The sequence below is a fragment of the Providencia sp. PROV073 genome, assembly GCF_033688125.1.
Lineage (GTDB): Bacteria > Pseudomonadota > Gammaproteobacteria > Enterobacterales > Enterobacteriaceae > Providencia > Providencia hangzhouensis.
Genome location: NZ_CP096353.1, coordinates 3,630,330 through 3,656,054 on the forward strand (window position 1 = coordinate 3,630,330; position 25,725 = coordinate 3,656,054).

Sequence of the window (25,725 nt, forward strand, 5' to 3'; positions counted from 1 at the left end):
TCGATATCGAACAACCTTTTTTGATTCGCTGAATGGAGGAGCCCCATTCACCCTACCAATGCATTAATCATCTGAATGTACGCGTTGAATATCAGCACCTAAACCACGTAGCTTATCTTCGATGTGCTCATAACCACGGTCAATATGATAAATACGGTCAACTGTCGTTGTCCCTTCAGCAATGCAGCCCGCAATAACTAAACTTGCAGATGCTCGTAAATCTGTTGCCATTACCTGCGCACTAGTTAATTTTTCAACACCGTGACATAACACAGTATTGCTTTCAATTTCAGCATGAGCTCCCATACGGATCAGCTCAGGGATATGCATAAAACGATTTTCAAAAATCGTTTCAGTGATCATCCCCGCCCCATCAGCAACAAGATTAAGTAAGCTAAACTGTGCTTGCATATCAGTTGGGAACCCTGGGTGTGGTGCTGTACGTAATGTCACCGCTTTTGGACGCTTGCCTTCCATATCTAGGCTAATCCAGTCATCACCGATTTCAATTTTAGCCCCAGCTTCACGCAATTTAGCTAGCACCGCATCCAGTGTATCTGGGCGAGCATTACGGCAGATGACTTTACCGCGTGAAACCGCAGCAGCAATCAAGAATGTTCCCGTTTCAATACGGTCAGGCAGTACTTTATAAACTCCACCGCCTAAACGTTCAACACCTTCAATTACAATGCGGTCAGTCCCTGCCCCAGTGATTTTTGCACCTAGGGTATTTAGGAAGTTAGCGGTATCTTCAATTTCAGGTTCACGTGCCGCATTTTCAATTATTGTGGTTCCTTCAGCTAAGGTTGCCGCTGTCATAATAGAGACTGTCGCCCCCACACTGACTTTATCCATCACAATGCAAGCACCTTTTAAGCGACCATCAACCGTTGCTTTCACATAACCATCTTCTAAAGCAATCTTTGCGCCTAATTGCTCTAAACCAGAAATATGTAAATCAACAGGGCGAGCACCGATAGCACAACCACCTGGTAAAGAGACTTCACCATGACCAAAACGGGCAACCAATGGCGCTAAAGCCCAAATGGATGCACGCATGGTTTTAACGAGGTCATAAGGCGCGCAGTATGTCGTTACCGTGCTTGCATCGACATATACTGAGCCATTGCGTTTTACTTTAGTACCAAGTTGATTTAATAATTTAATCGTTGTGTCAATATCCCTCAAATGAGGGACATTCTGTATTTCTACTGGCTCTTCAGCCAACAGAGCAGCGAACAGAATTGGTAATGCCGCATTTTTTGCGCCAGATATCGTGACCTCACCCTCTAAGCGGGTTGGTCCTTTAACTAAAAACTTATCCATTCAAGTATTCTCGTATGTCGAATTTTACAGTCTGTTCGCTTAGGCTTTGAAATCAAAGGCCACTAAGTTTACGATCGCGCTCCCATTGCGCAGGGGTGTACGCTTTAATAGACAAAGCATGAATGCGGTTATCCGCAATATACTCCATTAAAGGTGCATAAATTGCTTGCTGTTGCTTAACACGGCTCATGCCGTCAAACATGTCACCGACAGCAATAACCTGAAAGTGGCTACCATCACCAGTAACAATAGCCTCATTCAGAGACAATTTTTCCATCAATACTTGCTTAATTTCGTTGGTATCCATAATGACTCAATTTATTAATTATTTGTGATTTATAATTTTACTCTAAATAGTGCAAATTGCATGCGTTGCATACAGAAACATCGCAATAAGAACAGCCAGAGCTTAATCCTCTATCCTAAAGGATTAGGCTTAACACTTAAACCAAAGAAAACGCCTCTCGTGCCGAAAAGCACATAGAGGCGCTCATTTTTACATAACTTGACCCAATTTAGGATATTTAACCTAATTGAGAATAACCTCTTGAACCCCGTATAGCTCAATCAATGTCTTCAAGTTATCACTGACACCAGTAATATTCAGTGAACGGTTTTTAGCTTGGAATTCACCTTTTAAGCGAACGAGCATCGCCAACCCTGTTGAGTCCACATGTTTAAGACCAGAAACATCTATACTTTCAGTATGTTCTAGCGATGACTCTTTTCTATTCCAAAACGACATAAGCGAATCACGGTCTAATGTCCCGTTGAAATATAGCGTTGTTTCAATGAGTTCCCATGCTAACAACTGACTCATATTACTTATTCTCTTCTAAAGTAATAGGTGCTTTTGCACTGATTTCTAACTGTTTTGTTAAGCCATCAACACCTTGCTTACGTAAAATATCACCCCATTCATTTTGCTTAGTTGTGATCATACTCACACCTTCTGCAATCATGTCGTAAGCTTGCCAGTAGCCAGTTTTACTATTTTTACGCCATTGGAAATCTAAACGTACGGGAGGGCGGCCGTTGGTATCAACAATAGTCACACGAATAGCAACAATGTTTTTATCTCCCAACGGTTGCTCTGGTGCTATTTGATACGTTTGACCATGGTACATGGCCAATGCTTGACCATAAACTTGCTCAAGGTAATCTTCAAACGCTTTGAAATAAGCCTCACGCTGTACTGGAGTTGCCCCTTTATAATAGGTTCCTAACACCAAAGCCCCTGCATATTTAACTTGTACATAAGGTAATAATTCCTCACGAACAATTGTTCTAAGGTACTCAGGGTCTTGCTTAATTTTAGGTTGCTCTGATTTCAAGCGGTTAAACGTTTTCGCCGCCGCTTCATCCATTAATTTATAAGGGTTGGTTTGGTCTACTGCCATGGCAAATGGCGCAATTGCCAACATAGCAACCATCATTAAACGTTTAAACATAATTCATTCCTTTATTCTTCAAAGGGAGCATCAAATTACTGTGCAGTTGACTCTGGCTCTGCACCTTGGCTATCACCACTTTTATATAAAAACTGGCCAATTAAGTCTTCTAATACCATAGCTGGCTTAGTATCTTCAAGACGCCCGCCATTTTTTAAGATTGCTATACCTAATTCTTCATCATCTGGGCCGATATTCATTGCAATATACTGTTCACCCAACAAACCTGACGTGCGAATTGACAGCGAGCTTGAATCAGGAATATTGTCGTATTCGCTCAATAAATCAATTTTAACTTCAGGAACATAATTCTTTTTATCTAGTGTGATACTGGCAACTCGGCCAACCACCACACCACCAACTTTAATTGGTGAGCCTTCTTTTAAGCCACCAATATTTTCAAAAGAGGCTGAGATTTGATAGGTGGATTGGCTTCCTATCGATTTTAAATCAGCGACTTTTAAACATAAAAAGATAATTGCGGCAATCGCCAGCAACATAAAACAACCAACCCATATTTCACTTTTTTTACTTTGCATGACTTAGTTCCCAAACATCAGTGCGGTAAGTACGAAATCCAGTCCTAAAACAGACAATGACGCATGCACAACTGTTCTTGTTGTAGCTTGGCTTATCCCCTCCGAAGTTGGGATGGCATCATAGCCATTAAATAATGCGATCCAAGTCACTGTGATAGCAAAGACTAAGCTTTTAATCACACAGTTGACTAAATCTAGCCGCCAATCGACGGAAGATTGCATTGAAGCCCAGAAAAAGCCCTCATCAATCCCCTTCCAGTCAACCCCAACTAGTGCGCCACCTAAAATACCGACAGCAACAAAAATAAGAGATAACAACGGCATACTAATAAAACCAGCCCAAAACCGTGGGGCTATCACACGCCTAAGCGGGTCAACTGCCATCATTTCAAGGCTAGAAATTTGTTCAGTCGCTTTCATTAAGCCAATTTCAGCTGTTAATGCAGAACCCGCTCGTCCAGCAAACAACAAGGCGGTCACAACAGGGCCTAATTCACGTAATAGTGAAAGTGCCACCATCATACCTAAGCTAGCTTCAGCACTAAACGTAGTGAGAACCAAATAACCTTGTAACCCTAAAACCATCCCAATAAATAACCCTGAGACAGCGATGATCAGCAATGACTGCACACCAATAGCGTACAATTGCTTCATCAATAATGGCCATTGTTTACGAAACTCTGGTTTGCCGAGTAAGGCGCGAAACAGCATGTAACCTGCTCGACCAAACGCGGAAAATATATCAATCCATCGGCGTCCGAAGGCTGCTATCGCCTTTATTATCATCTTATTTTACCCTAATAAATCAGCTAGATAATCATTGGCGGGAAAACGGAATGGAACAGGCCCATCCGCAATACCATCAAGAAATTGTCGCACACGAGGGTCTTGGTTTTCACGTAATTCCTCACCTGTTCCCTGAGCAATGACGTGCTGCTGTGCAACAATATAAGCATTATCTGCGATGCTCAATACTTCTGGAACATCATGGGAAACCACGACACAGGTCACACCCAGTGCTTGATTAAGCTCATCAATCAATTTAACCAAAACCCCCATAGTAATCGGGTCTTGACCGACAAAAGGTTCATCAAACATGATTAAATCTGGGTCAAGTGCGATAGCACGCGCTAATGCAGCACGCCGTGCCATACCACCTGACAATTCGGATGGCATTAATTTTGCGGCGCCACGTAAACCAACCGCCTCTAATTTCATCATTACCGTAGTGTGAATCAGCGATTCTGGCAGATTCGTGTGCTCACGTAGAGGGAAAGCCACATTATTGAATACGTTCATATCCGTAAATAGCGCCCCTGATTGAAACAGCATGCTCATCTTTTTACGGGACTGATACAGCTTTGAGCGTGACAGTGTTGGAATATTGTCACCATCAAACCAAATTTCACCTTCGTTTGGCCGTAATTGGCCCCCAATCAAGCGCAGTAATGTGGTTTTACCAATCCCTGACGGCCCCATAATTGCCGTAATTTTTCCACGGGGAACGGTCAGATTAATATTCTCAAATATTTTCCGATTTCCTCGAGTAAAGGACATGTTCCGTACTTCAATTAAGTTGTCTGTCTGTGCTTGCATGTTAAATAACTCGTTATACACCACGCGTAAATGTTTTTATCCGTTCAGATGTTACCGAAAGATAAACTGAAAATCGTCAAATATCACAACAAAATAGAATTTATAGTATTATAGCGTCGAAAATATGACTTTTAGAATTACAACTCTGTTTTTATCAAAAGGAAACAGAGAAAAAACAATATAATTTATTTATAGTCAGCAAAAACTATCACTATTAACAGCAGATAGCTCTTAGAATGTTGTGATTACCTAACTTGAGGATACGCGAATTTGCATATCTGTTTTTGGTTCAAGATGCTAATAAAACCATCTTGTACGTATTAAATTCTACATCGAAGCACCCTAAAATACTCATTAAGTATAAAACTAACATTAAAAAGTGCTTAACTGACAAAATACTTACTGATACTAAGTATTCGTTATACAATTTGATTTCGCTAATCCGATTAACTTAAAAGCTACGCATGGAACTAGAAATGTCAAACTTCGATTTTCAGAAAGTAGGTAAAGAAGTTCTCCATATCGAACACGAAGGTTTAAAAAACCTAGAACAATATATCAATACTGACTTTGACAACGCTTGCCAGCTTATTTTTAACTGTGAAGGCAAAGTCGTCGTAATGGGAATGGGGAAATCGGGGCATATTGGCCGTAAAATTGCCGCTACACTAGCAAGTACAGGAACGCCATCATTTTTTGTTCACCCAGGGGAAGCTAGCCACGGTGACCTTGGGATGATTACTCATAAAGATGTTGTGTTAGCTATTTCAAATTCTGGCGAGTCAGGGGAAATTTTAGCCTTACTTCCTGTTTTAAAAAGAATTAAAGTGCCTTTAATCTGTATGACTAACAACCCTGAAAGTAATATGGGAAAATATGCAGATGTCCACTTGTGTATCAAAGTACCTCAAGAAGCCTGTCCTTTGGGGCTAGCACCGACCACGAGTACAACAGCGACACTTGTAATGGGAGATGCATTAGCTATTGCCTTATTAACTGCACGCGGGTTCACGGCGAATGATTTTGCGCTTTCGCATCCAGGTGGCGCACTTGGGCGCAAACTTTTACTCCTCGTTCGTGATTTAATGAATACGGGTGATGAAATCCCCCATATTCCTAAAAGCGCGTCTTTACGTGAGGCTTTAGTGGAAATCACCCGTAAAAAACTGGGGATGACAGTCATTTGTGATGATGACATGAATATTGAAGGTATTTTCACTGATGGGGATTTACGCCGTATCTTTGATATGGGAATCGACCTAAATAACGCTAAGATTGCTGATTTAATGACCCCCGGTGGAATTCGGGTATCACCAACAATGTTAGCGGTTGAAGCACTAAATTTAATGCAATCTCGGCACGTGACTTCGTTATTAGTCGCAAATGATAATAAATTAGTCGGTGTGCTACATATGCATGATCTGCTACAAGCCGGTGTTGTATAACATAAGGAAATACCATGACGTCTACCTTTTTGGAAACCTGCTATGGCCCTGTTGCCAATACTGTTTTAAATAAAGCAGAAAAAATCAAATTACTGATCTGTGATGTTGATGGTGTCATGTCAGATGGCTTGGTCTATATGGGGAATAATGGCGAGGAACTCAAAGCTTTTAATGTCCGTGACGGCTATGGGATACGCTGCTTATTAACTTCCGGTATTGAAGTCGCCATCATAACAGGAAGAAAAGCGAAACTTCTTGAAGATAGGGCTCAAACATTAGGCATTACATATCTTTACCAAGGTCAAAGCGATAAGCTTTTGGCGTATTACGAACTGTTAGATACACTACAATTATCAGCTGAAGAAATAGCTTATATTGGAGACGATCTGATTGACTGGCCTGTTATGGCCAAAGTAGGCTTATCCGTCGCCGTCGCTGATGCCCATCCTTTGTTATTACCGAGAGCTGATTACGTGACTCGTATTGGTGGGGGAAAAGGTGCAGTCCGCGAACTTTGTGACCTTATTTTGCTTTCTCAAGACAAACTGGAAGAAGCAAAAGGTTTATCAATATAACGAATAGATTGAATTCATGAGCAATGCGAAGAAGTGGTTAATTGTTATTTTATCCTTAGTAGTATTAGGCCTTATCGGCTGGAATTTAGCGGGTAATGATTCCGACAGTGCAGAGGATAAAGTAATTAATGATGGGCAACCTAATTATCAAACTGATGATTCAGTGACTTTTGTCTATAATCCAACGGGTAATTTAGCGTATAAACTCGTTTCAGAGAAAATAGATAATTATACTGAAGGAAAAATCACGTGGTTTTCGAAACCAGTTCTAACCACTTATAACGAAGCTGGCGAGCCAACCTGGACGGTTAAGGCTTTCAAAGCACGGTTAACGAACGATAGAATTCTCTATTTATATAGCGATGTTCAGGTTGATAGCTTAACCAAAGAGTCGCAGATCCAACGAATTACAACTGAGAGTGCAGTTGTCAATTTGACAACACAAGACGTTTCATCTGATGATAAAGTGACCATTATTGGACATGGTCTCAATTCTACCGGTATGAAAATGAAGGGAAACCTTCGTACAAAAACGGCTGAATTAATCGAAGATGTAAAAACTCATTATGTGTTACAACCAGAAGAGCATTAAAATGAATCAAGTAACTAAGAAACGTTTTATTCAAGGAGCTGTTGCCAGTGCAATTTTGGCTCTTAGCCTACCTGCGATGGCATTAAAAAGTGATACGCAGCAGCCAATGACGATTAATTCGGTCAAACAATCTCTTGATTTAGAAAAAAACGTCACCACCTTTACTGATGATGTTGTTATTAAACAAGGTTCTATTGATATCAGAGCCAATAAAGTGGTTGTAACACGTCCAAGTAGTGACTCGGATAAAATTGTGATTGAGGCCTTTGGGACCCCGGTTACCTTTTACCAATTACAGGATGATGGTAAACCGATTAAAGGCCATGCCAGCAAAGCCCGTTATGAGGTTGATAAACAACTCGTCACATTAACAGGTAATGCCTATCTTGAGCAGTTAGACAGCAATATTCAGGGTGACAAAATTACCTATTTAGTTCCAACGCAACAAATGGAAGCGTTTAGTGATAAAGGTAAACGCGTCACCACCGTGATACTGCCGGCACAATTGCAAGAAAAAGGCCCTGCGGCAAATAAAAATTCATCAGCAAGTAAGAGTAAATAACTGTTATGGCGACACTAACCGCTGAAAATCTAGCTAAAGCCTATAAAAAACGTAAAGTCGTTGAAGATGTCAGCTTGGAAGTTAAATCAGGTGAAATCGTTGGCTTATTGGGGCCAAATGGTGCCGGTAAAACAACGACCTTTTATATGGTGGTGGGTATTGTTCAGCGGGACGCTGGCAAAATTATGATTGATGGTGAAGATATCAGCCTTCTACCGCTGCATGAACGTGCGCGCCGCGGAATTGGCTATCTTCCTCAAGAAGCCTCAATTTTTCGCCGCCTCAGTGTTTATGATAACTTAATGGCTGTGTTAGAAATTCGCGAAGATTTGAGTTCCCAACAACGTAAAGAACGTGCTGAAGAACTGATGGAAGAATTTAGTATTACTCATCTTCGCGACAGCATGGGGCAGTCGCTATCCGGTGGGGAGCGCCGCCGTGTGGAAATTGCTCGTGCACTTGCTGCTAACCCAAAATTTATTTTATTAGACGAACCTTTTGCGGGTGTTGACCCTATTTCCGTCTTAGATATCAAAAAAATTATTCAGCACTTAAGGGATTACGGCCTCGGTGTGCTAATCACCGACCATAACGTGCGTGAAACCTTAGATGTGTGTGAAAGAGCCTATATTGTCAGCCAAGGGCACTTAATTGCTCATGGGTCACCAACCATGATCTTAGAGAACGAGCAAGTAAAACGTGTATACTTGGGTGAAGGTTTCCGGTTATAAATTATCGTGTTGTCATTTTTTTAGGGAGATTAAAGCAGATTCATGAAGCAAAGTTTGCAGCTTAGAGTCAGTCAACAACTTGCAATGACCCCTCAATTGCAGCAGGCTATCCGCTTGTTGCAGCTGTCTACACTTGAGCTTCAGCAAGAAATTCAACTCGCCTTGGAAACAAACCCACTGCTTGAGCAAGAAGAATTAAATCCCGAGACTGAATCTATTGACTCCCTGAATGAAAATGCGGATACCAGTGAGCTTGATACCAAAGATGCGCTCGAAAACCATGATATGCCGGATGAGCTCCCTTTAGATACTAATTGGGATGAAATATATACGGCAGGAACGCCGTCAGGCACCAGTAATGATTATAATTTTGATGAACTCCCTGTTTATCAAGGTGAAACTACGCAAACATTACAAGATTACCTGACGTGGCAAGCTGAACTGACCCCTTTTACTGACACGGACAGAGCAATAGCTACAGCTATTATTGATTCAATAGATGATTCCGGTTACCTGACAACAGCCATTTCTGATATACATGAAGGGATTGATAACCCAGAGATTAGTATTGAAGAAGTCATTGCTGTCCTAAAACGTATTCAGCATTTCGACCCATTGGGTGTCGCAGCACAAGACTTAAAAGAGTGTTTATTAATCCAATTGTCACTCTACCCTAAGGAAACAGATGGGCTACAAGATGCAAAGCTCATTATCAGTAATCATATTGATTTATTGGCTAACCGTGACTTTCGTCAGTTAGGGAAATTAACTCGTTTAAAAGAAGATGCCCTAAAAACTGCGATAGACTTAATTTTAACGCTGAATCCAAAACCAGGCCAATCCATCAATACTGGGGAGTCGGAATACGTTATTCCAGATGTTTTAGTGAAAAAAATCGCAGGGCACTGGCAAGTTGAATTAAATACAGATAGCATCCCTAAACTAAGTATTAATAACCATTATGCTTCGATGCTAAACAATTCAGCAAATGAAGATGACTCTCAATATATTCGTAGTCATCTACAAGATGCAAAATGGCTGATTAAAAGCCTTGAGAGCCGCCACGAGACACTATTAAAAGTCGCGACTTGTATTGTAGAACAGCAACAAGAATTCTTTGAGCTGGGTGAGGAACACATGAAACCGATGATACTGGCCGATATCGCCTATCAAGTGGACATGCATGAATCAACTATCTCACGAGTGACAACTCAAAAGTTTCTCCATAGCCCACGAGGCATTTTTGAGTTGAAATATTTTTTCTCCAGCCATGTCAATACGGACACAGGTGGCGAAGCCTCCTCAACCGCAATTCGAGCATTGGTGAAAAAACTGGTTGCTGCTGAAAACCCAGCAAAACCATTGAGTGACAGTAAATTGACGAGTATGCTTGCAGAACAAGGCATTCAAGTCGCTCGCAGAACTGTTGCTAAGTATCGAGAATCGTTATCCATTCCGCCCTCTAACCAGCGTAAACAACTGGTTTAATTGATAAAATAAGGAAGATTGTATGGAATTTCAGATTACTGGACACAATATTGAAGTTACTCCTGCATTGCGCGAGACTGTTGAGAAAAAACTCAAAAAATTGGAGCAATTGTTTGATCGCATTAATGGTATCCAAGTTGTCTTGAAAGTTGAAAAAGTTCAGCAAATTGCTGAAGCAACCGTGCAAGTTAATGGAGCGGATCTCCACGCATCAGCGGAAGAAAATGATATGTACGCTGCTATAGATATACTCGTAGACAAGCTGTCGCGCCAATTAACCAAACATAAAGAAAAACTGAGACAACATTAATGCATTGATGCGGCTTATTAATTAGCCGAATAATGTTTCAAACCAGATGGTGGGATACACCATCTGGTTTTGTAGTCCTAAGTGAACAATAAAATGAATAGTGATATAGAAATCCAGTTAAACGTTGTTTTATCATCAGCCTGTACACGTAATAATATTGTGTGCACGAGTAAAAAAAGAGCTTTAGAAATTATTAGTGAGCTGGCTGCCGTTGAATTGGAATTACCTGAAAATACGGTATTTGAAGCGTTATTAACCAGAGAAAAAGTTGGTACAACAGGTATTGGTGGTGGTATTGCCATTCCTCATGGAAAGCTGAATGAAGGTGAAAGTAGCCGTGCTGTCGGTGTTTTTTTACATTTAGAAGAACCGATTGCTTTTGATGCAATTGATAATCAACCTGTTGACTTGCTTTTCGCTTTACTTGTGCCATCTGACCAATGTAAAACGCACCTGCATACGTTGTCGCTTATCGCCAAAAAACTAGCCGATAAAACGCTCTGTAAACGCCTACGCAGTGCACAAAGTGATGAAGAGCTATACAGCATAATTACAGAGTAAGTGATAAATTATGTATCTTGCCATATGCAAATGATATTGTTATGGTTTCTAAATAATATTAATTGGCAAGTACTGCTTTTCAAGAAACTCATTATTAGGAAACAAAAGGGAGCAAGCTCATGGTGCTGATGATAGTCAGCGGCCGTTCCGGTTCGGGGAAATCCGTTGCCTTACGTGCGCTGGAAGATATGGGTTTCTATTGCGTAGATAACCTACCGGTTGTATTACTACCGGAGTTAGCGAATTCACTGGCTGATCGTAACATTTCAGCAGCGGTTAGTATCGACGTGCGTAATATGCCCGATAATCCAGAGATTTTCGAAGAAGCGATTGATAAATTGCCTTCAACCTTCTCTCCTCAATTGTTGTTTCTAGATGCTGACCGCAACACGCTTATTCGCCGTTACAGTGACACTCGTCGGTTGCACCCACTTTCAAGTAAAAATCTTTCACTTGAGAGCGCAATAGATGAAGAAAATGAGTTACTTGAGCCTTTACGCTCTCGTGCTGATTTAGTCATCGATACTTCTGAAATGTCCGTTCATGAATTAGCTGAAATGCTAAGAACACGTTTGATGGGCAAGCGTGAGCGTGAACTGACAATGGTGTTTGAATCCTTTGGTTTCAAACATGGTATTCCTATTGATGCCGATTATGTATTCGATGTACGGTTTTTACCCAACCCACACTGGGACCCGAAATTGCGCCCGATGACAGGCCTTGACCGGCCAGTCGCTGCATTCTTGGATAGGCATACTGAAGTCCATAACTTCATCTATCAAACTCGTAGCTATTTAGAATTATGGCTGCCGATGTTAGAAACCAATAACCGTAGCTACTTAACTGTTGCAATTGGCTGTACGGGAGGTAAACACCGTTCCGTGTATGTCGCAGAGCAACTTGCCGACTATTTCCGTTCCCGTGGTAAAAACGTGCAGTCACGCCACAGAACATTGGAAAAGCGCAAATAACAGCAATGACAGTAAAAGCCACAATAACGCTCAAAAATCGGCTTGGAATGCATGCAAGGCCTGCTATGTTACTCTATGATTTAGTTAAACAATTTAACTCAAGAGTTATTTTGCGTAATAATAATCAAATTGAGGCTGAGGCCGATAGCGTTATTGCGATGTTGATGTTAGACTCAGAACAAGGCAGTAAGATTGATATCGAAGTTAGCGGCCCAGATGAAAACCAGGCCTTGTCCGCAATTATCAACCTATTCGAAAACAGGTTTGATGAAGAATAGCTGATATCGCTGATGAAAAGCAGCTGAGTTTCAAGCTAGCTACTGATAATATCAATCAGTAGATTTTTATCTAGGCAGGCTTAGAGATCGTGATCATGATCTCTTCCCTTTAAAGCGTATAGCGCCTAATATTTTAAACAAACTTATTTCTAGCGACACCCCCTACCTTATGGGTGGGGGGTGTTTGCTTTGTATGTCTCTATTGGAGTGTGGTATGACAAAGCCAACAATTATTATCAATGATTTAGATGCTGAACGTTTAGATGCACTGATGGAACAGCCGGCTTATGCGGGCACACCAGTTGCCGAAGCGCTCAATGATGAACTTGACCGTGCAGATATCTTAAGCCCGCAAGAGATCCCTGCGGATGTGGTCACGATGAACAGTACCGTTCGCTTTTTGGATTTAATCAGCAACGAAGAACGCACACGCACCTTAGTTTACCCTGCGTCCCTGAAAGATAGTGCAGAGCAGCTGTCTGTTATGGCACCGATTGGGGCAGCTTTGTTGGGATTGCATGTAAACGATGAAATCAGCTGGGAACTGCCAAACGGTGTTCAAACGCGTGTTCGCGTACTGGAAATCGTTTATCAGCCAGAAGCGGCTGGTGAGTTCCACCGTTAATAACGATAACGGCTGAATTAAGGAAGGCTTAGCGAAAAAAGTTTTATTTAAAAAACTCAGGTAAGTCCTCTGACATATTCAGGCACTCAATTGAGTGCCTTTTTTGTTGCCTTTAAATGGGCAGAGTAGAAACCTACTCCCCGGCAATACTCATTTCTGGGATCAGTACCGAACCACACTGAATATTACTGCGAGTTTCAATATCATCAGCGATAGTAACCATATTCGCCCACATCTCTTTTAGGTTACCAGCAATGGTAATCTCACTCACAGGATACTGAATTTCACCGTTTTCGACCCAAAAACCTGAAGCCCCACGAGAGTAATCACCAGTGATACCACTAACCCCTTGTCCCATTAATTCAGTAACGACTAGCCCTGTTCCCATTTGTTTCAGCAATGCTTCGAATGAAAGCCCTTGCCCTGCAATACGCCAGTTATGGATGCCTCCAGCATGCCCAGTACTTTGTAAACCCAATTTTCTTGCAGAATAGCTGGTCATTAACCACGTTTGCAAAACGCCATTTTCGACAATATTGCGCTCACAAGTGCGTACGCCTTCGCTATCAAAAGGTGATGACGCCAACCCGCCCATTAAATGGGGTTGCTCATTGATAGTTAGCCAGCTTGGTAAAATTTGCTTTCCTAAGCTATCGAGTAAGAAAGAAGATTTACGGTAAATACTGCTGCCACTAATGGCACCAACTAAGTGACCAAATAGGCCTGTTGCCACTTCTGCAGCAAAAATAACAGGGGCTTTCATTGTCGGTAATTTACGTGGCGATAAACGAGACAAAGTACGACGAGCACACTCCTGCCCAACCCACTCAGGCGACTGTAATGCCCCTAAGCTACGGCCAATCGTATAAGCGTAATCACGCTCCATTTCACCATTTTGCTCAGCAATCACACAACTTGACATCGAATAGCGGCTTGAACAATAGCTTTGCAGCATGCCATGGGAGTTACCAAATACACGAACCCCGTAGTGCCCATTAAAGCTACCGCCTTCCGTATTCACAATGCGGGAGTCTGCATTTAATGCTGACATTTCCGCAATCGACGCTAAGCGGATCGCCTCTTCAGGAGAAAGTTCGCTCGCTTGAAACAAATTGAGGTCTGGTGCTTCAAAAGCCAGCAAAGATTTGTCTGCCGGCCCTGCACACGGGTCTTCTGAGGTATAGTTAGCAATATCAATTGCCGCCTGAACAGTCCGTTCAATAGCTTCAGGGCTTAAATCTGTTGAAGACGCACTGCCTTTACGTTGTTGATAATAAACAGTGATCCCTAGCGCTCCATCACTGTTAAACTCAACATTTTCGACTTCCCCTTGGCGGGTACTTACACTAATCCCAGTGCTTTTGTTTACTGCGACTTCCGCAGCATCACAACGTGTTTTAGCAAATTCTAATGCGTGCGCGACGGCTTCTTCGAGTTTTTTACGTTGTTCGGTGACTTGTTCAGTTACACTCATGCTTTAGTCCAATCAATAATGTGGGGGAAACGTGATTTTCTGCCCTAACAAGCAAATGCTAGGTAGTCATAGAGGGGTTTTCCCAGTTACAATATATAATAGATGAATGTTAACACTCACAACACAGTAAATCATATTAATTACGCGTAATTAAACCACTGTGTTCGGTAAAAAGGAAAATCGATATGGCCAAACAGCCTGATGACTGGCTGGATGATATCCCAGCGCCGCAAGACGAAGAAGACGAGGAAATCATTTGGGTCAGTAAAAGCGAAATTAAACGCGATGCTGAGATCCTCAAAAAGTTAGGGGCTGAGCTCGTTGATTTAAGTAAAAGTGAATTAGAACGCATCCCGTTAGATACTCAATTACTTGAAGCCATTGAACTTGCCCAAAAAATCAAACGTGAAGGCCGTCGCCGCCAATTGCAATTGATTGGTAAGTTATTACGTTCACGTGAGGTTGAGCCCATTACTGAGGCTCTGGACAAGCTTAAAAACCGCCACAACCAGCAAGTGGTAATTTTACATAAACTGGAAGACTTACGTACCCGTTTATTAGATGGCGGTGATGAAGTCATTGAAGACGTGGTTGCCCTGTTCCCACAAACAGACAGGCAACAACTGCGTGCATTAGTCCGTAATGCAAAAAAAGAGCGTGAAGGCAACAAACCGCCGAAAGCTTATCGCCAAATCTTTCAATATTTGAAAGATCTCTCTGAAATGGCTTAATGAATTATCCCCTATGCTACGGCTAGGGGATTTTTTTTGTAAATTAAGCAATAATCTGAAAAAGCCAGAAGCGTGTTGATAGCGCTGCCGAAACAACCTATCATGCCATTGTTAGACATACTCTGACCCGTATTATCGCGGCTGCTGAACCCCGATAAATAATGAGGAAGATATGGATAATACCCGAAATAGAGCATGGCGCAGAGCCAAAGCTCGAATCAATAAATCCCGTGATCAACTAAATTCACGACTAGTTGACTGCTATACACCTGAAAAAAACTGGAAACAGATGTACGATCGAAGCGAAAAAATGATCCGTGCAGCCCAATTAGGTATGGCATACCCGCAAGTAAGTAATATACAGCTTGCCCGTATTAGCCTTGAAGAGATACACAACAACTCGTGAATATTTTATTCATTTGCAGTAAAAACCAATGGCGTAGTCCAACCGCTGAACAGATCTGGCGCAACCATGAAAGTTGGGTCACCCGTTCAGCGGGAACGAGCCGCAATGCGAAGCGCCCTGTTAATGCGGATTTAATCCGCTGGGCAGATGTAATTTTTGTGATGGAGCAAAAACATAAAAACCGCTTAAAAGCAGATTTCCCCCGCCTTTTGGAATACAAACCGCTTCATGTTCTGGATATTCCTGATGATTACCCATATATGGACCCAGAGTTGATTGAAATACTCAAAACCAGTGTGCCTAGTATTCTTACCAACCATAACTAGCTAAAATGCGTTTTGATCGTATCAAGTAGTGTTTTGAACTCAGTATAGCCTTCTCTATCAAGGAAATGCCCAGCAGATTCCTCAATAATAACCTGTGTTTTTAAGGCCTCTGCCAATGCTTTCGAAGACCCCGGCGACACAATTTCATCATTGGTTGATATAATCGATATTCGATTATTTGCCACTTTTATGAGTTCGTCATAATTCAATGGTTCAACGGTGTGAGGCTGTAATTCAGGCAATGTAGGCTGTTCTTCGTCAAACCCTGATACCAATACATAACCTGCCACCGATTGCCCTGCATGTTGAAGAAACCGCAATGCAGTAACGCAACCTAAGCTATGGCCAATCAAAATCGTATTTTCATCAATATCAAAAGGTAAATGCTGCAAGCGCTGCTGCCACCTTTCAGGGTTGGGGGCTAAAGAGTCAGGCATGGTGGGGACGTTAACAAAAGCGCCTAAGGCTTCAAGCTCTGATTTCAACCATGGAAACCAATTTTTTTCAGGGGATGCCGTGTAGCCATGAACAATAAGAAATTTTTTTTCTTTTAGTGGAAATGCAGTGCAAGTAACGTTATTCATCCTAAAGACCCCTATCAGCTCAGTTATCTTATTTAGACTTTACCATGAGTGATAGGAATATTAGTTAGAGCTTTTTGTTATATCTAAAGCAAAAATAAACTCTTCTTCCCACATGTCTTGTGCGTCATTCATCACATCAATAACATCTGCGAATTTTATACGTTGTTCCGCGGTCATATGTGAAAACGTGATGGTTACAGGTAACTCAATGCCTGCGGAAACCATGTCCCACAAAGCATCAAGATTATGACCAAACCAATCAGGAAGGGAAAATTGTTGAGCAAATTGGTCATAAAAATCATTCAATGAGTTTATCTGCCTGAAATCAAAGCTCACCTGTTTGCTCATCACGGTATTTCCTTTAGTTGACTTGTGTAAAGCTCTTATAATGGTCATGAGTCACAAAAATCATCCCATCTGATGAGTATAGCAAACGGTCCGCCCCGCGATGACCACAGCGATAATTAATGTCTGCTTCAAACCATTGGCGTCCTTGTGCAATGGGTAAACTTTTCTCACGGTTAGAAAAACGGTCGCCGCCAATCGCTCTTCCAGGTAACACATCGCAAAGATTACCTTTTTTCGCATCCCATCCGGCTTCACGGGCTTGTTTTTTCGTCATATAGAAAGCGGGAAGTTTTTGATATTTTTCCATAAAACTAACCACGTTATCTTGTGCAGTCAGCTTATCAATCGGTTGTGGTGTTTCTTTTGGCGTTATCGCTTCACGAGAAGGTGGATTGCTTTGATTAACGGATGGTTCAGATGGTGTTTTATCTCCACCATTAAAATAAAGGCTAATCACAATCAAAATAGCCATCAATACGACGGGTAAAAAACGTTTATTCATAACACCTCAGTTGTTTTGTGCTTTGCAGGCACACAATCGCCCCAGTCACAACATCGACAAGAAGTTGTTACAAGGGCGAGCAGAGCCTAGTTTATATCGCCAAGAACGATTATGCGGTACCGCCAACAGTCAGTTTGTCCAGTTTTAATGTAGGTTGGCCTACACCAACAGGGACACTTTGGCCTTCTTTGCCACAAACACCAACGCCTTTATCTAGCGCTAAGTCATTACCAACCATTGAAATCTGCTGCATAGCTTCAACACCCGAGCCAATTAACGTCGCTCCCTTCACAGGAGAAGTAATCTTACCTTTTTCAATCAGGTAAGCTTCTGATGTTGAAAATACAAATTTACCTGAGGTGATATCTACCTGACCACCACCAAAGTTTGGTGCATAAATGCCTTTATCCACACTCGCAATAATTTCTTCTGGCGTTGATGTACCTGCTAACATGTAGGTATTGGTCATACGCGGCATAGGTAAGTGCGCATAAGATTCACGACGTGCATTACCTGTTGGAGCAACTCCCATCAGGCGTGCATTCAGTTTATCTTGAATATAATTACGTAAAATACCATTTTCTATTAGGACGTTATACTGCCCAGGTACCCCTTCGTCATCAATGGCGAGAGAGCCTCGACGGCCCGCTATCGTGCCATCATCCACCACAGTGCACAGAGGTGATGCCACTTGTTCGCCTATTTGACCTGAAAAAACAGAGGTGCCGCGACGGTTAAAGTCACCTTCTAAACCATGGCCTACCGCTTCATGCAATAGAACCCCTGGCCAACCAGCACCCAGCACAACCGGCATCATTCCAGCAGGCGCTGCGATCGCTGACAAATTCACCAGCGCCATACGCACCGCTTCACGTGCATATTGCTCAGCAACCACTTGCCCTTGGTGAATTTCCAAGAAATATTCGTAACCATAACGGCCACCACCGCCACTTGCACCGCGTTCGCGCTTACCGTCATGTTCCACCAGCACGCTGACTGACAAACGCACTAACGGACGAACATCTGCCGCCAAAGTGCCATCTGTTGCGGCGACTAGCACTTGCTCATAAACACCCGTTAAACTGGCATTGACCTCGATAACACGTGGGTCTTCTGCGCGTGCAACTTGGTCAACACGATGCAGTAAATCAATTTTTTGTTCCCGCGATAAGCTTTGCAGTGGATCTGCTGCTGAATACAGTTTTTTATATTCAACATTAGTTAAAATTTGTGATTTACCAGAGCCTTGCTCATTCACAATACTGCGTGCTGCGGTCGCACTTTGTGTCAGCGCATGTAGCGAAATTTGGTCTGCGTAAGCAAAACCGGTTTTTTCACCACTGACTGCTCTCACACCAACACCTTGGTCGATATTGTAAGAGCCATCTTTGATGATCCTATCTTCAAGCACCCATGACTCATGGAAGCTCGATTGAAAGAACAGATCCGCATAATCCAGATGGCGCTCAGATAACAAACCTAAAATGTCATACAGATTTTCTTGCCCAAGGCGGTTGGCGGCCAGCAAATGTTCGCTGACAGAAACTAAACTCATATTCGTTACTCTTTGGTTTCTTTTTTAATCAAGGATGTCAATTGCGGTCTAAAGCGGTTATGTTTCACCACTTTGATTTGCTCTCGCATGACACTCAAGCTGTCTGTTTTAATATTCAGTACCGTAGACGCGACTGCATCCACGTTCTTTTTCATCACTTTACCCCACCCATCAACCGCAAGGCTGTGCCCCCATGTGCGACGCGTACCGTGCACACCGACTTGAGCAGGTGCTAAAATATAGCATTGGTTTTCTATCGCACGAGCACGTAATAACGGCTCCCAATGTGCTTGACCGGTGTAACGGGTAAATGCCGCTGGTACAGAGATAATTTCTGCGCCTTGTTCACGTAATGCTTGGAATAAACCAGGAAAACGTAAATCATAGCAAATTGTCATGCCAAGACGACCAACGGGTGTATCAACGACAGTGATATGTTCACCGCGTTGATAAATCACAGACTCGTTATAAGTGCCTTGCTCGTCTTCGATATTGACATCAAACATATGAATTTTATCGTAGCGAGCTTTAATATTTCCTTCGGAATCAAATAATAAGCTACTACTCGTAATACGTTCAGGATCTTCACGGCTAATCATTGGCATTGAGCCAATTAAAATCCAAACATGATAACGTTTGGCCATTTCGCTGATCGCACTTTGCAAAGGGCCTTTTCCTTGCTCTTCCGCTTGTTTACGATAAGTCGCCGCATCCGCAAATAACAATGCATTTTCAGGGGTCAGTACTAATTCAACAGTCTCTGGTAACTGTTTGATCTGTTGTTCGATTTGCGCCAAATTGTGTTTAGTATTATTTCCGCTACATAACTGCAAAAGTGCAACGTTGCCATTTTTCATTACTCTTGAGTCTCCTTCAGTTGACGTAATACTTCATCAATTTTCGGCTCGTCCAAACTACCTGTTACTCGGTAACGAATAACGGAAACTTTACTCCATAGTGGACCGAGCACTTTCGTTGCCGCAAATACGGCAGCGCCTGCAAATGGGTTTACTACAAACGCGGTTGCTACTCCTACTGTAGCAGATATTTCCGGTGTAATGACGGCTTCAACATTAATTTGGCGTTTAACGAGGTCAATTTGACCATTAAAAGCGATATCTGCAACTAAACCATCAACATAGGTATTTTTCGAAACCAGTACACCATTTTTAATGGTCGCATCACCTTTAATGGAGTCAAAATCAAAGTCATCACTAAATGTATCGCTAAAATCAAATCGTAGTTTACGCAACAGGGCATCAAAACTGACTAGACGCAATATTTGCCCGGCACGACCACCGCCCATTTGTGCAATCGCTCCTTTGCCCAATTTTGCAGACATTTTACCATTTAAAGAGGCGATATCTGGTGACCAAGGCAAATTAGCCCAATTTAAATCAAATTCAATAGTATAAGGTGATTGGATAATGGGAACCAATATACCAAAATACGCCGCCGTTTCGTCAAAAGCTTCACCGGTTAATGAACCTGCAATTTGTGTTTTATTGCCTTTTTCGCTGTTCCAAATAGCATCTAACTTTAATTTCGTGACGCTGTTATCTAGCGTGCCATCTGTCAGTTGCAATAAAGTGCCTTTAGGTTGGATATTAGCGCTAATTTCCCCCAATTTCTGCCCAGCGACCCAACACTCTTTACAGTGAAACTGGAACTGCGGCCATTGGCTAAAATCGATTTGTGTCGTAGCAAGGTCATTGATTTGAGTACTAGAGGATTCACTAGGGTTGTAATACAAATAATCAATGGCGACCTGCCAAGGCTGTGAAGCAAAGATTTGTAACGAACCTTTTAAGTTTTCACTATTGATACTGACTAATTGCTCAGCCCGTTGTAAGTCATAGGAAAAATTTACTGCATTCCATTGCTGCCCAGCGAGGTAGATTGATGGGATATTGACCTCAAGCATGTCAGGTAAACCAATATTCATCCCCCCTTCGCGGCTATGGGATGACACTAGCAACCCGGCTAATTTCTCCCAGTTCATATCGGTAATAGGTGGCAAATCAACAACAAAAGTTGCATTTTTAGGTAATTCAGGAATACCATCACGCCATTGAGCAACATGGGCTTTTAATAAGCTTAAAGGCTTACTACTCAGACCCCATTGAGTATTAAAACCAATGCGCTTACCGATATCACCACCAACCACCAACTGTTCTGTTGTTCCTTTAGCCTGAACATTAATTTGCCCAAGTTCGGCTAATAGAGCGTTATCAATAGCGGGTAGCTGGCTTTTCAGTTGTTTTAGCCCTGCGCTAACGTCTATTTGTAAGCCAACAGGTTCTTTTGCTGTATTCGGAATAGTGATCGCAACTTGGCTTTTCCAGTTAGCGGTTCCTGACACCTTTTGCTTAATCTCAGCAGGCAACATTGCCAACTTATTCACCGCCCAGTTTCCGCTAACATTCACATCCACTAAATAATTTTTTGCTTGATCTGTAGTGGTGAAATCAACAGTAATGGGCTGTTCAAACCAATGGCCACGCAGGTTGTCACCGCGTAAATCTCCATTGTTAAACTCAAAGCTGCCCGTTAAAGCGGAAATAGTGCTATCAATTGGCTGAATATATAAATCATTTTTATTGAGATTGACCTTTCCTTTGGCAACAACATCTTTACCCGCCACCAATGGAATAGATAACCCTAATTGGCCATTAACAGTCCCCCCAATTTGTAACTCTTCAAGCGTATCGCCAATTGAGTGGTTCATCGGGGTATGCACAAAATATTGCTGGATTTGTTTTCCAGTTCCACTGATATCTGCATTGATATACAGCATTTCTTTAGTGTAATCAGGGATATTGGCATCAAGGTTGGTTGCCGTGGCATCCGCTAATTTCACGCTTGGCGCATGCATATATAGCCCTGCACGCCTAAAGTCTAAGTCCATATCTAAGTTCAATAACGCAGGCCATTCACTGTCATATTCGAATGTTGCATCACGCAAAGGGACATAAACTTGGAATTGCCCATCATTGTTATCATAGGGGAAATGAGCAGGGTCGCCTTTATAGACTAAAGTCGCATTATCTACACTACCGGCAATAATCGCTTTCGTCAGGTAATCGGCCACATCTTGGCCCATTAATTTTTGTGGGAAATAACGCCATGCATCCCCTGCATCATCTAAACGGATTCCGGCAAGAATGGCGAGATCGGCATAATTTCCTTTTTTCGCTTTTGCGTAACGAAACTCACCATTTGCCCAAAGAGACTGAGCTTGTAGCTCTAATGATGGGCTCCACAACTTAAATTCACTGGCATTATTGACCCAATGGAACTGACCTGTTGCCGTTTTTATCGAGAAAGGCGCTTTAAATTCATCACGATAGTCAACTTCACTATCTTGTAAGCTAACGGTGGCACTACCACTTTGCATCCCACCGATTAAAACACCTGAAAAGTGATTAACTGAAGGCAGCTCCTTCCATTTTTTCCAGCTAACATTTTGCCAGTCCATGTTGATTTGTACGTTTTCAGGCATATTTTGCGTGATATCAAGCGCAAATTCACTCACCACACCAGTTGGTTGGCGATGTTGCCAATCCTGTACCATTTCAGGCGTTAAAAAGGAAAAAGTGGGTAAAATCTCACTTAAACGTTCAAGTTCAATATCTTTTGCACGGATGCGCCAATGGTCATTATCTTGATATTTTTTGCTGGCAGGCAAATACAATACAGAGGCGCTCCCTCGTGGCCAGATAAACTCATTGGTTTTCAAGGTATCAAGCTCAGGAATGTTAAATAACCACCCATTTCCCTGCCTTTTCATTCGCAAAAGCAAATCATTGACTTGCAAGTTTTGCGCTAATTCGCCGGCTCCCCAATTGGCTTCCCCTTGCCGTAATTGAATAAGGCCGCTATCAATCCGGTTATTTTTCAGTGTTACCCAAGAAGACAGGCTAAAATTTGCGTCCCGTAATGACGTGTTATCCCGTAGCCAGCGGCTAAGCCATGGCTGCATATCAATATTATCCGCTTGCAAATAAAAAATACCGTCGCTTAACACGCCATTTTTATCTGACACATCAAGCTTTACTTGCAGATAACCATGCTGCTTATTGATGGTTTCGAGACTAACAAAACCTTGAGCGCGATGCCTGTCGTTATCGTTGAGCCAAGAAAGTTCAGGCAAAATCAGCGTCGTTTTTTGTTCTGAAGGTGTGAGGAAAGTTAATTGGCTTTCTTTTAGTACAAAATGGTCAAATTGCCTTAAAAATAGCTCTTCAATACCATCTAAAGACTGCCCTTCCGAGGAATCGCCAAGGCTGAAAGGGACTTTGTGATCAACATTTAACTGGTAAAAGGTTAAGTCACGAAAACGCCAGCGCAGAGAAAATAACGAGCTCCAAATATCTAATTCAACCGTAATAGTATTCGCTGTAATATCGGTAGTTTTATTCTGTAAAACGACATCGGACAACGTCAGTACAGGGCCAAAAGATTGCCAAGCCCCTTCAATTTTACCAATTTGTACCGCTACATCGGTCTTTTTTTCAACGTAATCAATCAGATCTTGCCGATAGTTGTCGATATTTGGCAGAAGAAAACGCAGCCCTGACAGCACTAACGCGCACAGCAATAATATAACCGCAGTCGTCACCAGTGCTACACGTGGCAGTCGTCTCACTCAAATCTCCTTTTACATCATTACGACATCAAAACGTTCCTGACTGTAAAGAGGCTCAGTCTGAACTTTAACTTGCTTTCCAACAAAAATTTCAACTTCTGCAAGGGCGTGTGACTCATCCCCTTTAAGGACATCAACCACCGCTTGGGATGCATAAACTAAGAACCTATCTGCATCGATAGTACGGTGAACACGAACTATTTCACGTAAAATTTCATAACATACCGTTTCTACCGACTTAACGGTTCCGCGCCCTTGGCAAGTCGGGCAATCATCACATAATACGTGTTCTAAGCTTTCTCTTGTACGCTTACGCGTCATTTCGACTAAGCCCAGTTGCGAAAAACCATTAATGGTTGTTTTAACTTTATCTTTACTCAATGCCTGCTCTAATGACGCTAATACACGGCGGCGATGTTCCGGGTCAGCCATATCAATAAAATCAATAATAATAATGCCGCCTAAGTTGCGTAAACGCAGTTGCCTTGCTATCGCTTGGGTTGCTTCGATATTGGTATTAAAGATGGTTTCTTCAAGATTACGGTGCCCAACAAATGCGCCCGTATTAATATCAATGGTCGTCATGGCTTCAGTTTGGTCGATAATCAAATAACCACCTGATTTTAGCTCCACTTTTCGGTCCATTGCTCGCTGAATTTCGTTTTCAACGTCAAACAAGTCAAATATCGGCTGATTCCCTTGATAGAGTTCGAGCTTGGCTGTCATTTCTGGCACATACTCTTCGATAAATTCTTGTAATTGAGTATAGGTCAAACGAGAGTCAACACGAATGCGATCAAGGTGAGCGCCGGCAAAATCACGAATAATGCGGTAAGCAAGTGCTAATTCACCATAAATTTTAGTGCGAGTCACATTGCGTTTTTTTCGTTCAATCACTTTTGCCCACAGGCGTTTTAAGAATGCGGCATCCTGTTTAACTTCCTCTTCCCCGACCCCTTCTGCTGCCGTACGAATGATAAAGCCCCCATTTTCATCACAATACTGTGAAACACACTCTTTTAGGCGTTCTCTTTCATCTTCACTTTCAATACGTTGTGAAACTCCCACATGGGAAGCTCCTGGCATAAAGACCAAATAGCGAGAAGGGAGTGTAATATCCGTAGTTAGGCGAGCACCTTTGGTACCAAGGGGGTCCTTGACGACTTGAACGATTAAATCTTGCCCTTGCTTAACGAGCTCAGCGATGTCCCTGACATGAAAGTTTTTTTGTTCGTCACCCGCAATGCATTCCGTATGGGGCATAATATCCGAAGCGTGCAAAAAGGCCGCTTTATCTAGACCAATATCAACAAAGGCCGCCTGCATCCCCGGTAAGACTCGGCTCACACGGCCTTTGTAAATATTCCCTACTAGCCCTCTTTTTGCTTCTCGTTCAACATGAATTTCTTGTAATATCCCACCATCAATATAAGCAACGCGCGTTTCAGATGGCGTAATGTTTACTAATAGTTCCGCAGTCATGACTTCCCCTTACCATCACTTAACGCTAAAAATCGCTGAATTAGCTCGTCTGTTTCAACCAGTGGTAAACCAACAACCCCATGGTAGCTGCCATTAATTTTACGTATAAAACGCCCACCAATTCCTTGTATTCCATAAGCGCCTGCCTTATCCATTGGCTCACCAGATTGTATATAGTCCCGTATTTCGATTAAAGATAACTCGCGGAATGTCACATCTGTCACAATTAGTGACTGCATTGTCTGTTGACGGTTGGATAAGGCAATAGCCGTCATGACCTGATGGGTTTTTCCTGATAATGCACTTAGCATCTCTTCTGCGTGCTGATTATCTCGCGGTTTTTCTAAAATTTGCCCTGCTAGAACAACGATTGTATCTGCGCCCAAAACCGGTTGATTATCGGGTGCAATCGCAACACCAGCTAAAGATTTATCTCGTGCAAGACGTTGAACATAGTCTTGAGGCAACTCCCCCTCCTGCCACTGTTCTTCTACCTCTGGACGTAAAACCTCAAAGGTATAATTAAGTTGCTGAACAAGTTCACGTCGACGGGGTGAGCCGGACGCAAGATAAATTAAACACATAAACTGTATTCCCAGTCAGACCGACAACTAACACC

30 protein-coding genes are annotated in these 25,725 nt (G+C 42.3%); 14 read left to right on the top strand and 16 right to left on the bottom strand.

Annotation, left to right across the window (positions count from 1 at the left end; translation table 11 throughout):
* Positions 1–63: 63 nt before the first annotated feature.
* The 7 genes from murA to mlaF all read right to left on the bottom strand — a co-directional run bounded on the left by murA (position 64) and on the right by mlaF (position 4,912).
* Positions 64–1,326, bottom strand: coding sequence for a UDP-N-acetylglucosamine 1-carboxyvinyltransferase (gene murA / locus M1F17_RS16580; RefSeq protein ID WP_004258258.1), 1,263 nt, complete (start codon positions 1,324–1,326; stop codon positions 64–66).
* Positions 1,327–1,378: 52 nt separating this feature from the next.
* Positions 1,379–1,633, bottom strand: a complete 255-nt coding sequence (gene ibaG, locus M1F17_RS16585; protein ID WP_004258269.1) for a BolA family iron metabolism protein IbaG — start codon at positions 1,631–1,633, stop codon at positions 1,379–1,381.
* A gap of 222 nt (positions 1,634–1,855) precedes the next feature.
* The gene (mlaB, locus tag M1F17_RS16590) at positions 1,856–2,146 is read right to left on the bottom strand and encodes a lipid asymmetry maintenance protein MlaB (RefSeq protein WP_094961515.1); all 291 of its coding nucleotides are present in this window, start codon (positions 2,144–2,146) and stop codon (positions 1,856–1,858) included.
* Position 2,147: 1 nt separating this feature from the next.
* Positions 2,148–2,777 carry a phospholipid-binding protein MlaC gene (gene mlaC, locus M1F17_RS16595; RefSeq protein WP_094961514.1) on the bottom strand — a complete coding sequence of 210 codons (630 nt, stop codon included), beginning with the start codon at positions 2,775–2,777 and terminating at the stop codon, positions 2,148–2,150.
* Between the two features lie 35 nt (positions 2,778–2,812).
* Complete coding sequence (mlaD, locus tag M1F17_RS16600; protein ID WP_004258272.1) at positions 2,813–3,316, bottom strand: outer membrane lipid asymmetry maintenance protein MlaD; 504 nt, start codon at positions 3,314–3,316, stop codon at positions 2,813–2,815.
* 3 nt (positions 3,317–3,319) lie between these two features.
* The gene (gene mlaE, locus M1F17_RS16605) at positions 3,320–4,102 is read right to left on the bottom strand and encodes a lipid asymmetry maintenance ABC transporter permease subunit MlaE (RefSeq protein ID WP_004258277.1); all 783 of its coding nucleotides are present in this window, start codon (positions 4,100–4,102) and stop codon (positions 3,320–3,322) included.
* Between the two features lie 6 nt (positions 4,103–4,108).
* On the bottom strand, positions 4,109–4,912 hold the full coding sequence (mlaF, locus tag M1F17_RS16610) for a phospholipid ABC transporter ATP-binding protein MlaF (protein ID WP_004258281.1): 804 nt from the start codon (positions 4,910–4,912) through the stop codon (positions 4,109–4,111).
* Positions 4,913–5,388: 476 nt separating this feature from the next.
* Between mlaF and kdsD the strand changes: the two genes are divergently transcribed.
* The 11 genes from kdsD to rnk all read left to right on the top strand — a co-directional run bounded on the left by kdsD (position 5,389) and on the right by rnk (position 13,050).
* Positions 5,389–6,357 carry an arabinose-5-phosphate isomerase KdsD gene (gene kdsD, locus M1F17_RS16615; RefSeq protein ID WP_036958027.1) on the top strand — a complete coding sequence of 323 codons (969 nt, stop codon included), beginning with the start codon at positions 5,389–5,391 and terminating at the stop codon, positions 6,355–6,357.
* A 14-nt stretch (positions 6,358–6,371) separates the two neighbouring features.
* Positions 6,372–6,932, top strand: coding sequence for a 3-deoxy-manno-octulosonate-8-phosphatase KdsC (gene kdsC / locus M1F17_RS16620; RefSeq protein WP_004258291.1), 561 nt, complete (start codon positions 6,372–6,374; stop codon positions 6,930–6,932).
* 16 nt (positions 6,933–6,948) lie between these two features.
* Complete coding sequence (gene lptC / locus M1F17_RS16625; RefSeq protein ID WP_004258294.1) at positions 6,949–7,524, top strand: LPS export ABC transporter periplasmic protein LptC; 576 nt, start codon at positions 6,949–6,951, stop codon at positions 7,522–7,524.
* Position 7,525: 1 nt separating this feature from the next.
* Entirely contained in the window at positions 7,526–8,086 is a 561-nt protein-coding gene (gene lptA / locus M1F17_RS16630) for a lipopolysaccharide ABC transporter substrate-binding protein LptA (RefSeq protein ID WP_004908264.1), read from the top strand.
* Between the two features lie 5 nt (positions 8,087–8,091).
* Positions 8,092–8,817 carry an LPS export ABC transporter ATP-binding protein gene (gene lptB / locus M1F17_RS16635; protein ID WP_004908261.1) on the top strand — a complete coding sequence of 242 codons (726 nt, stop codon included), beginning with the start codon at positions 8,092–8,094 and terminating at the stop codon, positions 8,815–8,817.
* Between the two features lie 42 nt (positions 8,818–8,859).
* Positions 8,860–10,305, top strand: coding sequence for an RNA polymerase factor sigma-54 (rpoN, locus tag M1F17_RS16640; protein ID WP_004258305.1), 1,446 nt, complete (start codon positions 8,860–8,862; stop codon positions 10,303–10,305).
* Between the two features lie 22 nt (positions 10,306–10,327).
* Positions 10,328–10,615 (top strand): ribosome hibernation promoting factor, encoded by a 288-nt coding sequence (hpf, locus tag M1F17_RS16645; protein WP_004258306.1) that lies wholly within the window; start codon positions 10,328–10,330, stop codon positions 10,613–10,615.
* A 93-nt stretch (positions 10,616–10,708) separates the two neighbouring features.
* Entirely contained in the window at positions 10,709–11,176 is a 468-nt protein-coding gene (gene ptsN, locus M1F17_RS16650; protein ID WP_004258311.1) for a PTS IIA-like nitrogen regulatory protein PtsN, read from the top strand.
* A 119-nt stretch (positions 11,177–11,295) separates the two neighbouring features.
* Positions 11,296–12,147 (top strand): RNase adapter RapZ, encoded by an 852-nt coding sequence (rapZ, locus tag M1F17_RS16655; RefSeq protein WP_004258318.1) that lies wholly within the window; start codon positions 11,296–11,298, stop codon positions 12,145–12,147.
* A 5-nt stretch (positions 12,148–12,152) separates the two neighbouring features.
* Positions 12,153–12,425 (top strand): PTS phosphocarrier protein NPr, encoded by a 273-nt coding sequence (gene npr, locus M1F17_RS16660; RefSeq protein ID WP_004258320.1) that lies wholly within the window; start codon positions 12,153–12,155, stop codon positions 12,423–12,425.
* Positions 12,426–12,639: 214 nt separating this feature from the next.
* A complete protein-coding gene (gene rnk, locus M1F17_RS16665) occupies positions 12,640–13,050 on the top strand; it encodes a nucleoside diphosphate kinase regulator (protein ID WP_004908251.1) in 411 nt (136 codons plus the stop codon).
* A 133-nt stretch (positions 13,051–13,183) separates the two neighbouring features.
* On the opposite strand, the gene pmbA is transcribed toward rnk, so the two are convergent.
* On the bottom strand, positions 13,184–14,524 hold the full coding sequence (gene pmbA, locus M1F17_RS16670; RefSeq protein ID WP_004258326.1) for a metalloprotease PmbA: 1,341 nt from the start codon (positions 14,522–14,524) through the stop codon (positions 13,184–13,186).
* A gap of 185 nt (positions 14,525–14,709) precedes the next feature.
* On the opposite strand from pmbA, the gene yjgA reads away from it, so the two are divergent.
* The 3 genes from yjgA (at position 14,710) to M1F17_RS16685 (ending at position 15,987) form a co-directional block, all read left to right on the top strand.
* Positions 14,710–15,255 (top strand): ribosome biogenesis factor YjgA, encoded by a 546-nt coding sequence (yjgA, locus tag M1F17_RS16675; RefSeq protein ID WP_004258329.1) that lies wholly within the window; start codon positions 14,710–14,712, stop codon positions 15,253–15,255.
* A gap of 172 nt (positions 15,256–15,427) precedes the next feature.
* Positions 15,428–15,661: a hypothetical protein gene (locus tag M1F17_RS16680; protein WP_206277219.1), complete on the top strand. Its 234-nt coding sequence runs from the start codon at positions 15,428–15,430 to the stop codon at positions 15,659–15,661.
* Complete coding sequence (locus M1F17_RS16685; RefSeq protein WP_004258336.1) at positions 15,658–15,987, top strand: low molecular weight protein tyrosine phosphatase family protein; 330 nt, start codon at positions 15,658–15,660, stop codon at positions 15,985–15,987. Before M1F17_RS16680 ends, M1F17_RS16685 begins: the two co-directional genes overlap by 4 nt.
* On the opposite strand, the gene M1F17_RS16690 is transcribed toward M1F17_RS16685, so the two are convergent.
* From M1F17_RS16690 to M1F17_RS16725, 8 genes are all read right to left on the bottom strand, one after another.
* Positions 15,984–16,571 carry an RBBP9/YdeN family alpha/beta hydrolase gene (locus M1F17_RS16690; RefSeq protein WP_094961511.1) on the bottom strand — a complete coding sequence of 196 codons (588 nt, stop codon included), beginning with the start codon at positions 16,569–16,571 and terminating at the stop codon, positions 15,984–15,986. The genes M1F17_RS16685 and M1F17_RS16690 overlap by 4 nt on opposite strands.
* Positions 16,572–16,631: 60 nt before the next feature.
* Positions 16,632–16,919 carry a barstar family protein gene (locus M1F17_RS16695; protein WP_096864405.1) on the bottom strand — a complete coding sequence of 96 codons (288 nt, stop codon included), beginning with the start codon at positions 16,917–16,919 and terminating at the stop codon, positions 16,632–16,634.
* A 13-nt stretch (positions 16,920–16,932) separates the two neighbouring features.
* A complete protein-coding gene (locus M1F17_RS16700) occupies positions 16,933–17,421 on the bottom strand; it encodes a ribonuclease domain-containing protein (protein ID WP_004258351.1) in 489 nt (162 codons plus the stop codon).
* A 109-nt stretch (positions 17,422–17,530) separates the two neighbouring features.
* A complete protein-coding gene (gene tldD, locus M1F17_RS16705; RefSeq protein ID WP_110591211.1) occupies positions 17,531–18,976 on the bottom strand; it encodes a metalloprotease TldD in 1,446 nt (481 codons plus the stop codon).
* A gap of 5 nt (positions 18,977–18,981) precedes the next feature.
* On the bottom strand, positions 18,982–19,833 hold the full coding sequence (gene nit1 / locus M1F17_RS16710) for a deaminated glutathione amidase (RefSeq protein ID WP_004258360.1): 852 nt from the start codon (positions 19,831–19,833) through the stop codon (positions 18,982–18,984).
* Complete coding sequence (gene yhdP, locus M1F17_RS16715) at positions 19,833–23,624, bottom strand: AsmA2 domain-containing protein YhdP (protein ID WP_206277217.1); 3,792 nt, start codon at positions 23,622–23,624, stop codon at positions 19,833–19,835. Before yhdP ends, nit1 begins: the two co-directional genes overlap by 1 nt.
* Positions 23,625–23,636: 12 nt before the next feature.
* Positions 23,637–25,106, bottom strand: coding sequence for a ribonuclease G (gene rng, locus M1F17_RS16720; protein WP_004258373.1), 1,470 nt, complete (start codon positions 25,104–25,106; stop codon positions 23,637–23,639).
* Positions 25,103–25,690: a Maf family protein gene (locus tag M1F17_RS16725; RefSeq protein WP_004258377.1), complete on the bottom strand. Its 588-nt coding sequence runs from the start codon at positions 25,688–25,690 to the stop codon at positions 25,103–25,105. Before M1F17_RS16725 ends, rng begins: the two co-directional genes overlap by 4 nt.
* Between the last annotated feature and the right edge of the window lie 35 nt (positions 25,691–25,725).

Bases quoted from the DNA above. Each gene is read 5' to 3' on its own strand.
- murA (WP_004258258.1), bottom strand. From the start codon at position 1,326: ATGGATAAGTTTTTAGTTAAAGGACCAACCCGCTTAGAGGGTGAGGTC.
- lptB (WP_004908261.1), top strand. From the start codon at position 8,092: ATGGCGACACTAACCGCTGAAAATCTAGCTAAAGCCTATAAAAAACGT.
- lptA (WP_004908264.1), top strand. From the start codon at position 7,526: ATGAATCAAGTAACTAAGAAACGTTTTATTCAAGGAGCTGTTGCCAGT.
- mlaC (WP_094961514.1), bottom strand. From the start codon at position 2,777: ATGTTTAAACGTTTAATGATGGTTGCTATGTTGGCAATTGCGCCATTT.
- kdsD (WP_036958027.1), top strand. From the start codon at position 5,389: ATGTCAAACTTCGATTTTCAGAAAGTAGGTAAAGAAGTTCTCCATATC.
- M1F17_RS16700 (WP_004258351.1), bottom strand. From the start codon at position 17,421: ATGAATAAACGTTTTTTACCCGTCGTATTGATGGCTATTTTGATTGTG.
- mlaE (WP_004258277.1), bottom strand. From the start codon at position 4,102: ATGATAATAAAGGCGATAGCAGCCTTCGGACGCCGATGGATTGATATA.
- ptsN (WP_004258311.1), top strand. From the start codon at position 10,709: ATGAATAGTGATATAGAAATCCAGTTAAACGTTGTTTTATCATCAGCC.
- npr (WP_004258320.1), top strand. From the start codon at position 12,153: ATGACAGTAAAAGCCACAATAACGCTCAAAAATCGGCTTGGAATGCAT.
- M1F17_RS16725 (WP_004258377.1), bottom strand. From the start codon at position 25,690: ATGTGTTTAATTTATCTTGCGTCCGGCTCACCCCGTCGACGTGAACTT.
- mlaF (WP_004258281.1), bottom strand. From the start codon at position 4,912: ATGCAAGCACAGACAGACAACTTAATTGAAGTACGGAACATGTCCTTT.
- lptC (WP_004258294.1), top strand. From the start codon at position 6,949: ATGAGCAATGCGAAGAAGTGGTTAATTGTTATTTTATCCTTAGTAGTA.
- M1F17_RS16690 (WP_094961511.1), bottom strand. From the start codon at position 16,571: ATGAATAACGTTACTTGCACTGCATTTCCACTAAAAGAAAAAAAATTT.
- kdsC (WP_004258291.1), top strand. From the start codon at position 6,372: ATGACGTCTACCTTTTTGGAAACCTGCTATGGCCCTGTTGCCAATACT.
- yjgA (WP_004258329.1), top strand. From the start codon at position 14,710: ATGGCCAAACAGCCTGATGACTGGCTGGATGATATCCCAGCGCCGCAA.
- mlaB (WP_094961515.1), bottom strand. From the start codon at position 2,146: ATGAGTCAGTTGTTAGCATGGGAACTCATTGAAACAACGCTATATTTC.
- nit1 (WP_004258360.1), bottom strand. From the start codon at position 19,833: ATGAAAAATGGCAACGTTGCACTTTTGCAGTTATGTAGCGGAAATAAT.
- rapZ (WP_004258318.1), top strand. From the start codon at position 11,296: ATGGTGCTGATGATAGTCAGCGGCCGTTCCGGTTCGGGGAAATCCGTT.
- rnk (WP_004908251.1), top strand. From the start codon at position 12,640: ATGACAAAGCCAACAATTATTATCAATGATTTAGATGCTGAACGTTTA.
- tldD (WP_110591211.1), bottom strand. From the start codon at position 18,976: ATGAGTTTAGTTTCTGTCAGCGAACATTTGCTGGCCGCCAACCGCCTT.
- mlaD (WP_004258272.1), bottom strand. From the start codon at position 3,316: ATGCAAAGTAAAAAAAGTGAAATATGGGTTGGTTGTTTTATGTTGCTG.
- M1F17_RS16680 (WP_206277219.1), top strand. From the start codon at position 15,428: ATGGATAATACCCGAAATAGAGCATGGCGCAGAGCCAAAGCTCGAATC.
- rng (WP_004258373.1), bottom strand. From the start codon at position 25,106: ATGACTGCGGAACTATTAGTAAACATTACGCCATCTGAAACGCGCGTT.
- ibaG (WP_004258269.1), bottom strand. From the start codon at position 1,633: ATGGATACCAACGAAATTAAGCAAGTATTGATGGAAAAATTGTCTCTG.
- pmbA (WP_004258326.1), bottom strand. From the start codon at position 14,524: ATGAGTGTAACTGAACAAGTCACCGAACAACGTAAAAAACTCGAAGAA.
- hpf (WP_004258306.1), top strand. From the start codon at position 10,328: ATGGAATTTCAGATTACTGGACACAATATTGAAGTTACTCCTGCATTG.
- rpoN (WP_004258305.1), top strand. From the start codon at position 8,860: ATGAAGCAAAGTTTGCAGCTTAGAGTCAGTCAACAACTTGCAATGACC.
- M1F17_RS16695 (WP_096864405.1), bottom strand. From the start codon at position 16,919: ATGAGCAAACAGGTGAGCTTTGATTTCAGGCAGATAAACTCATTGAAT.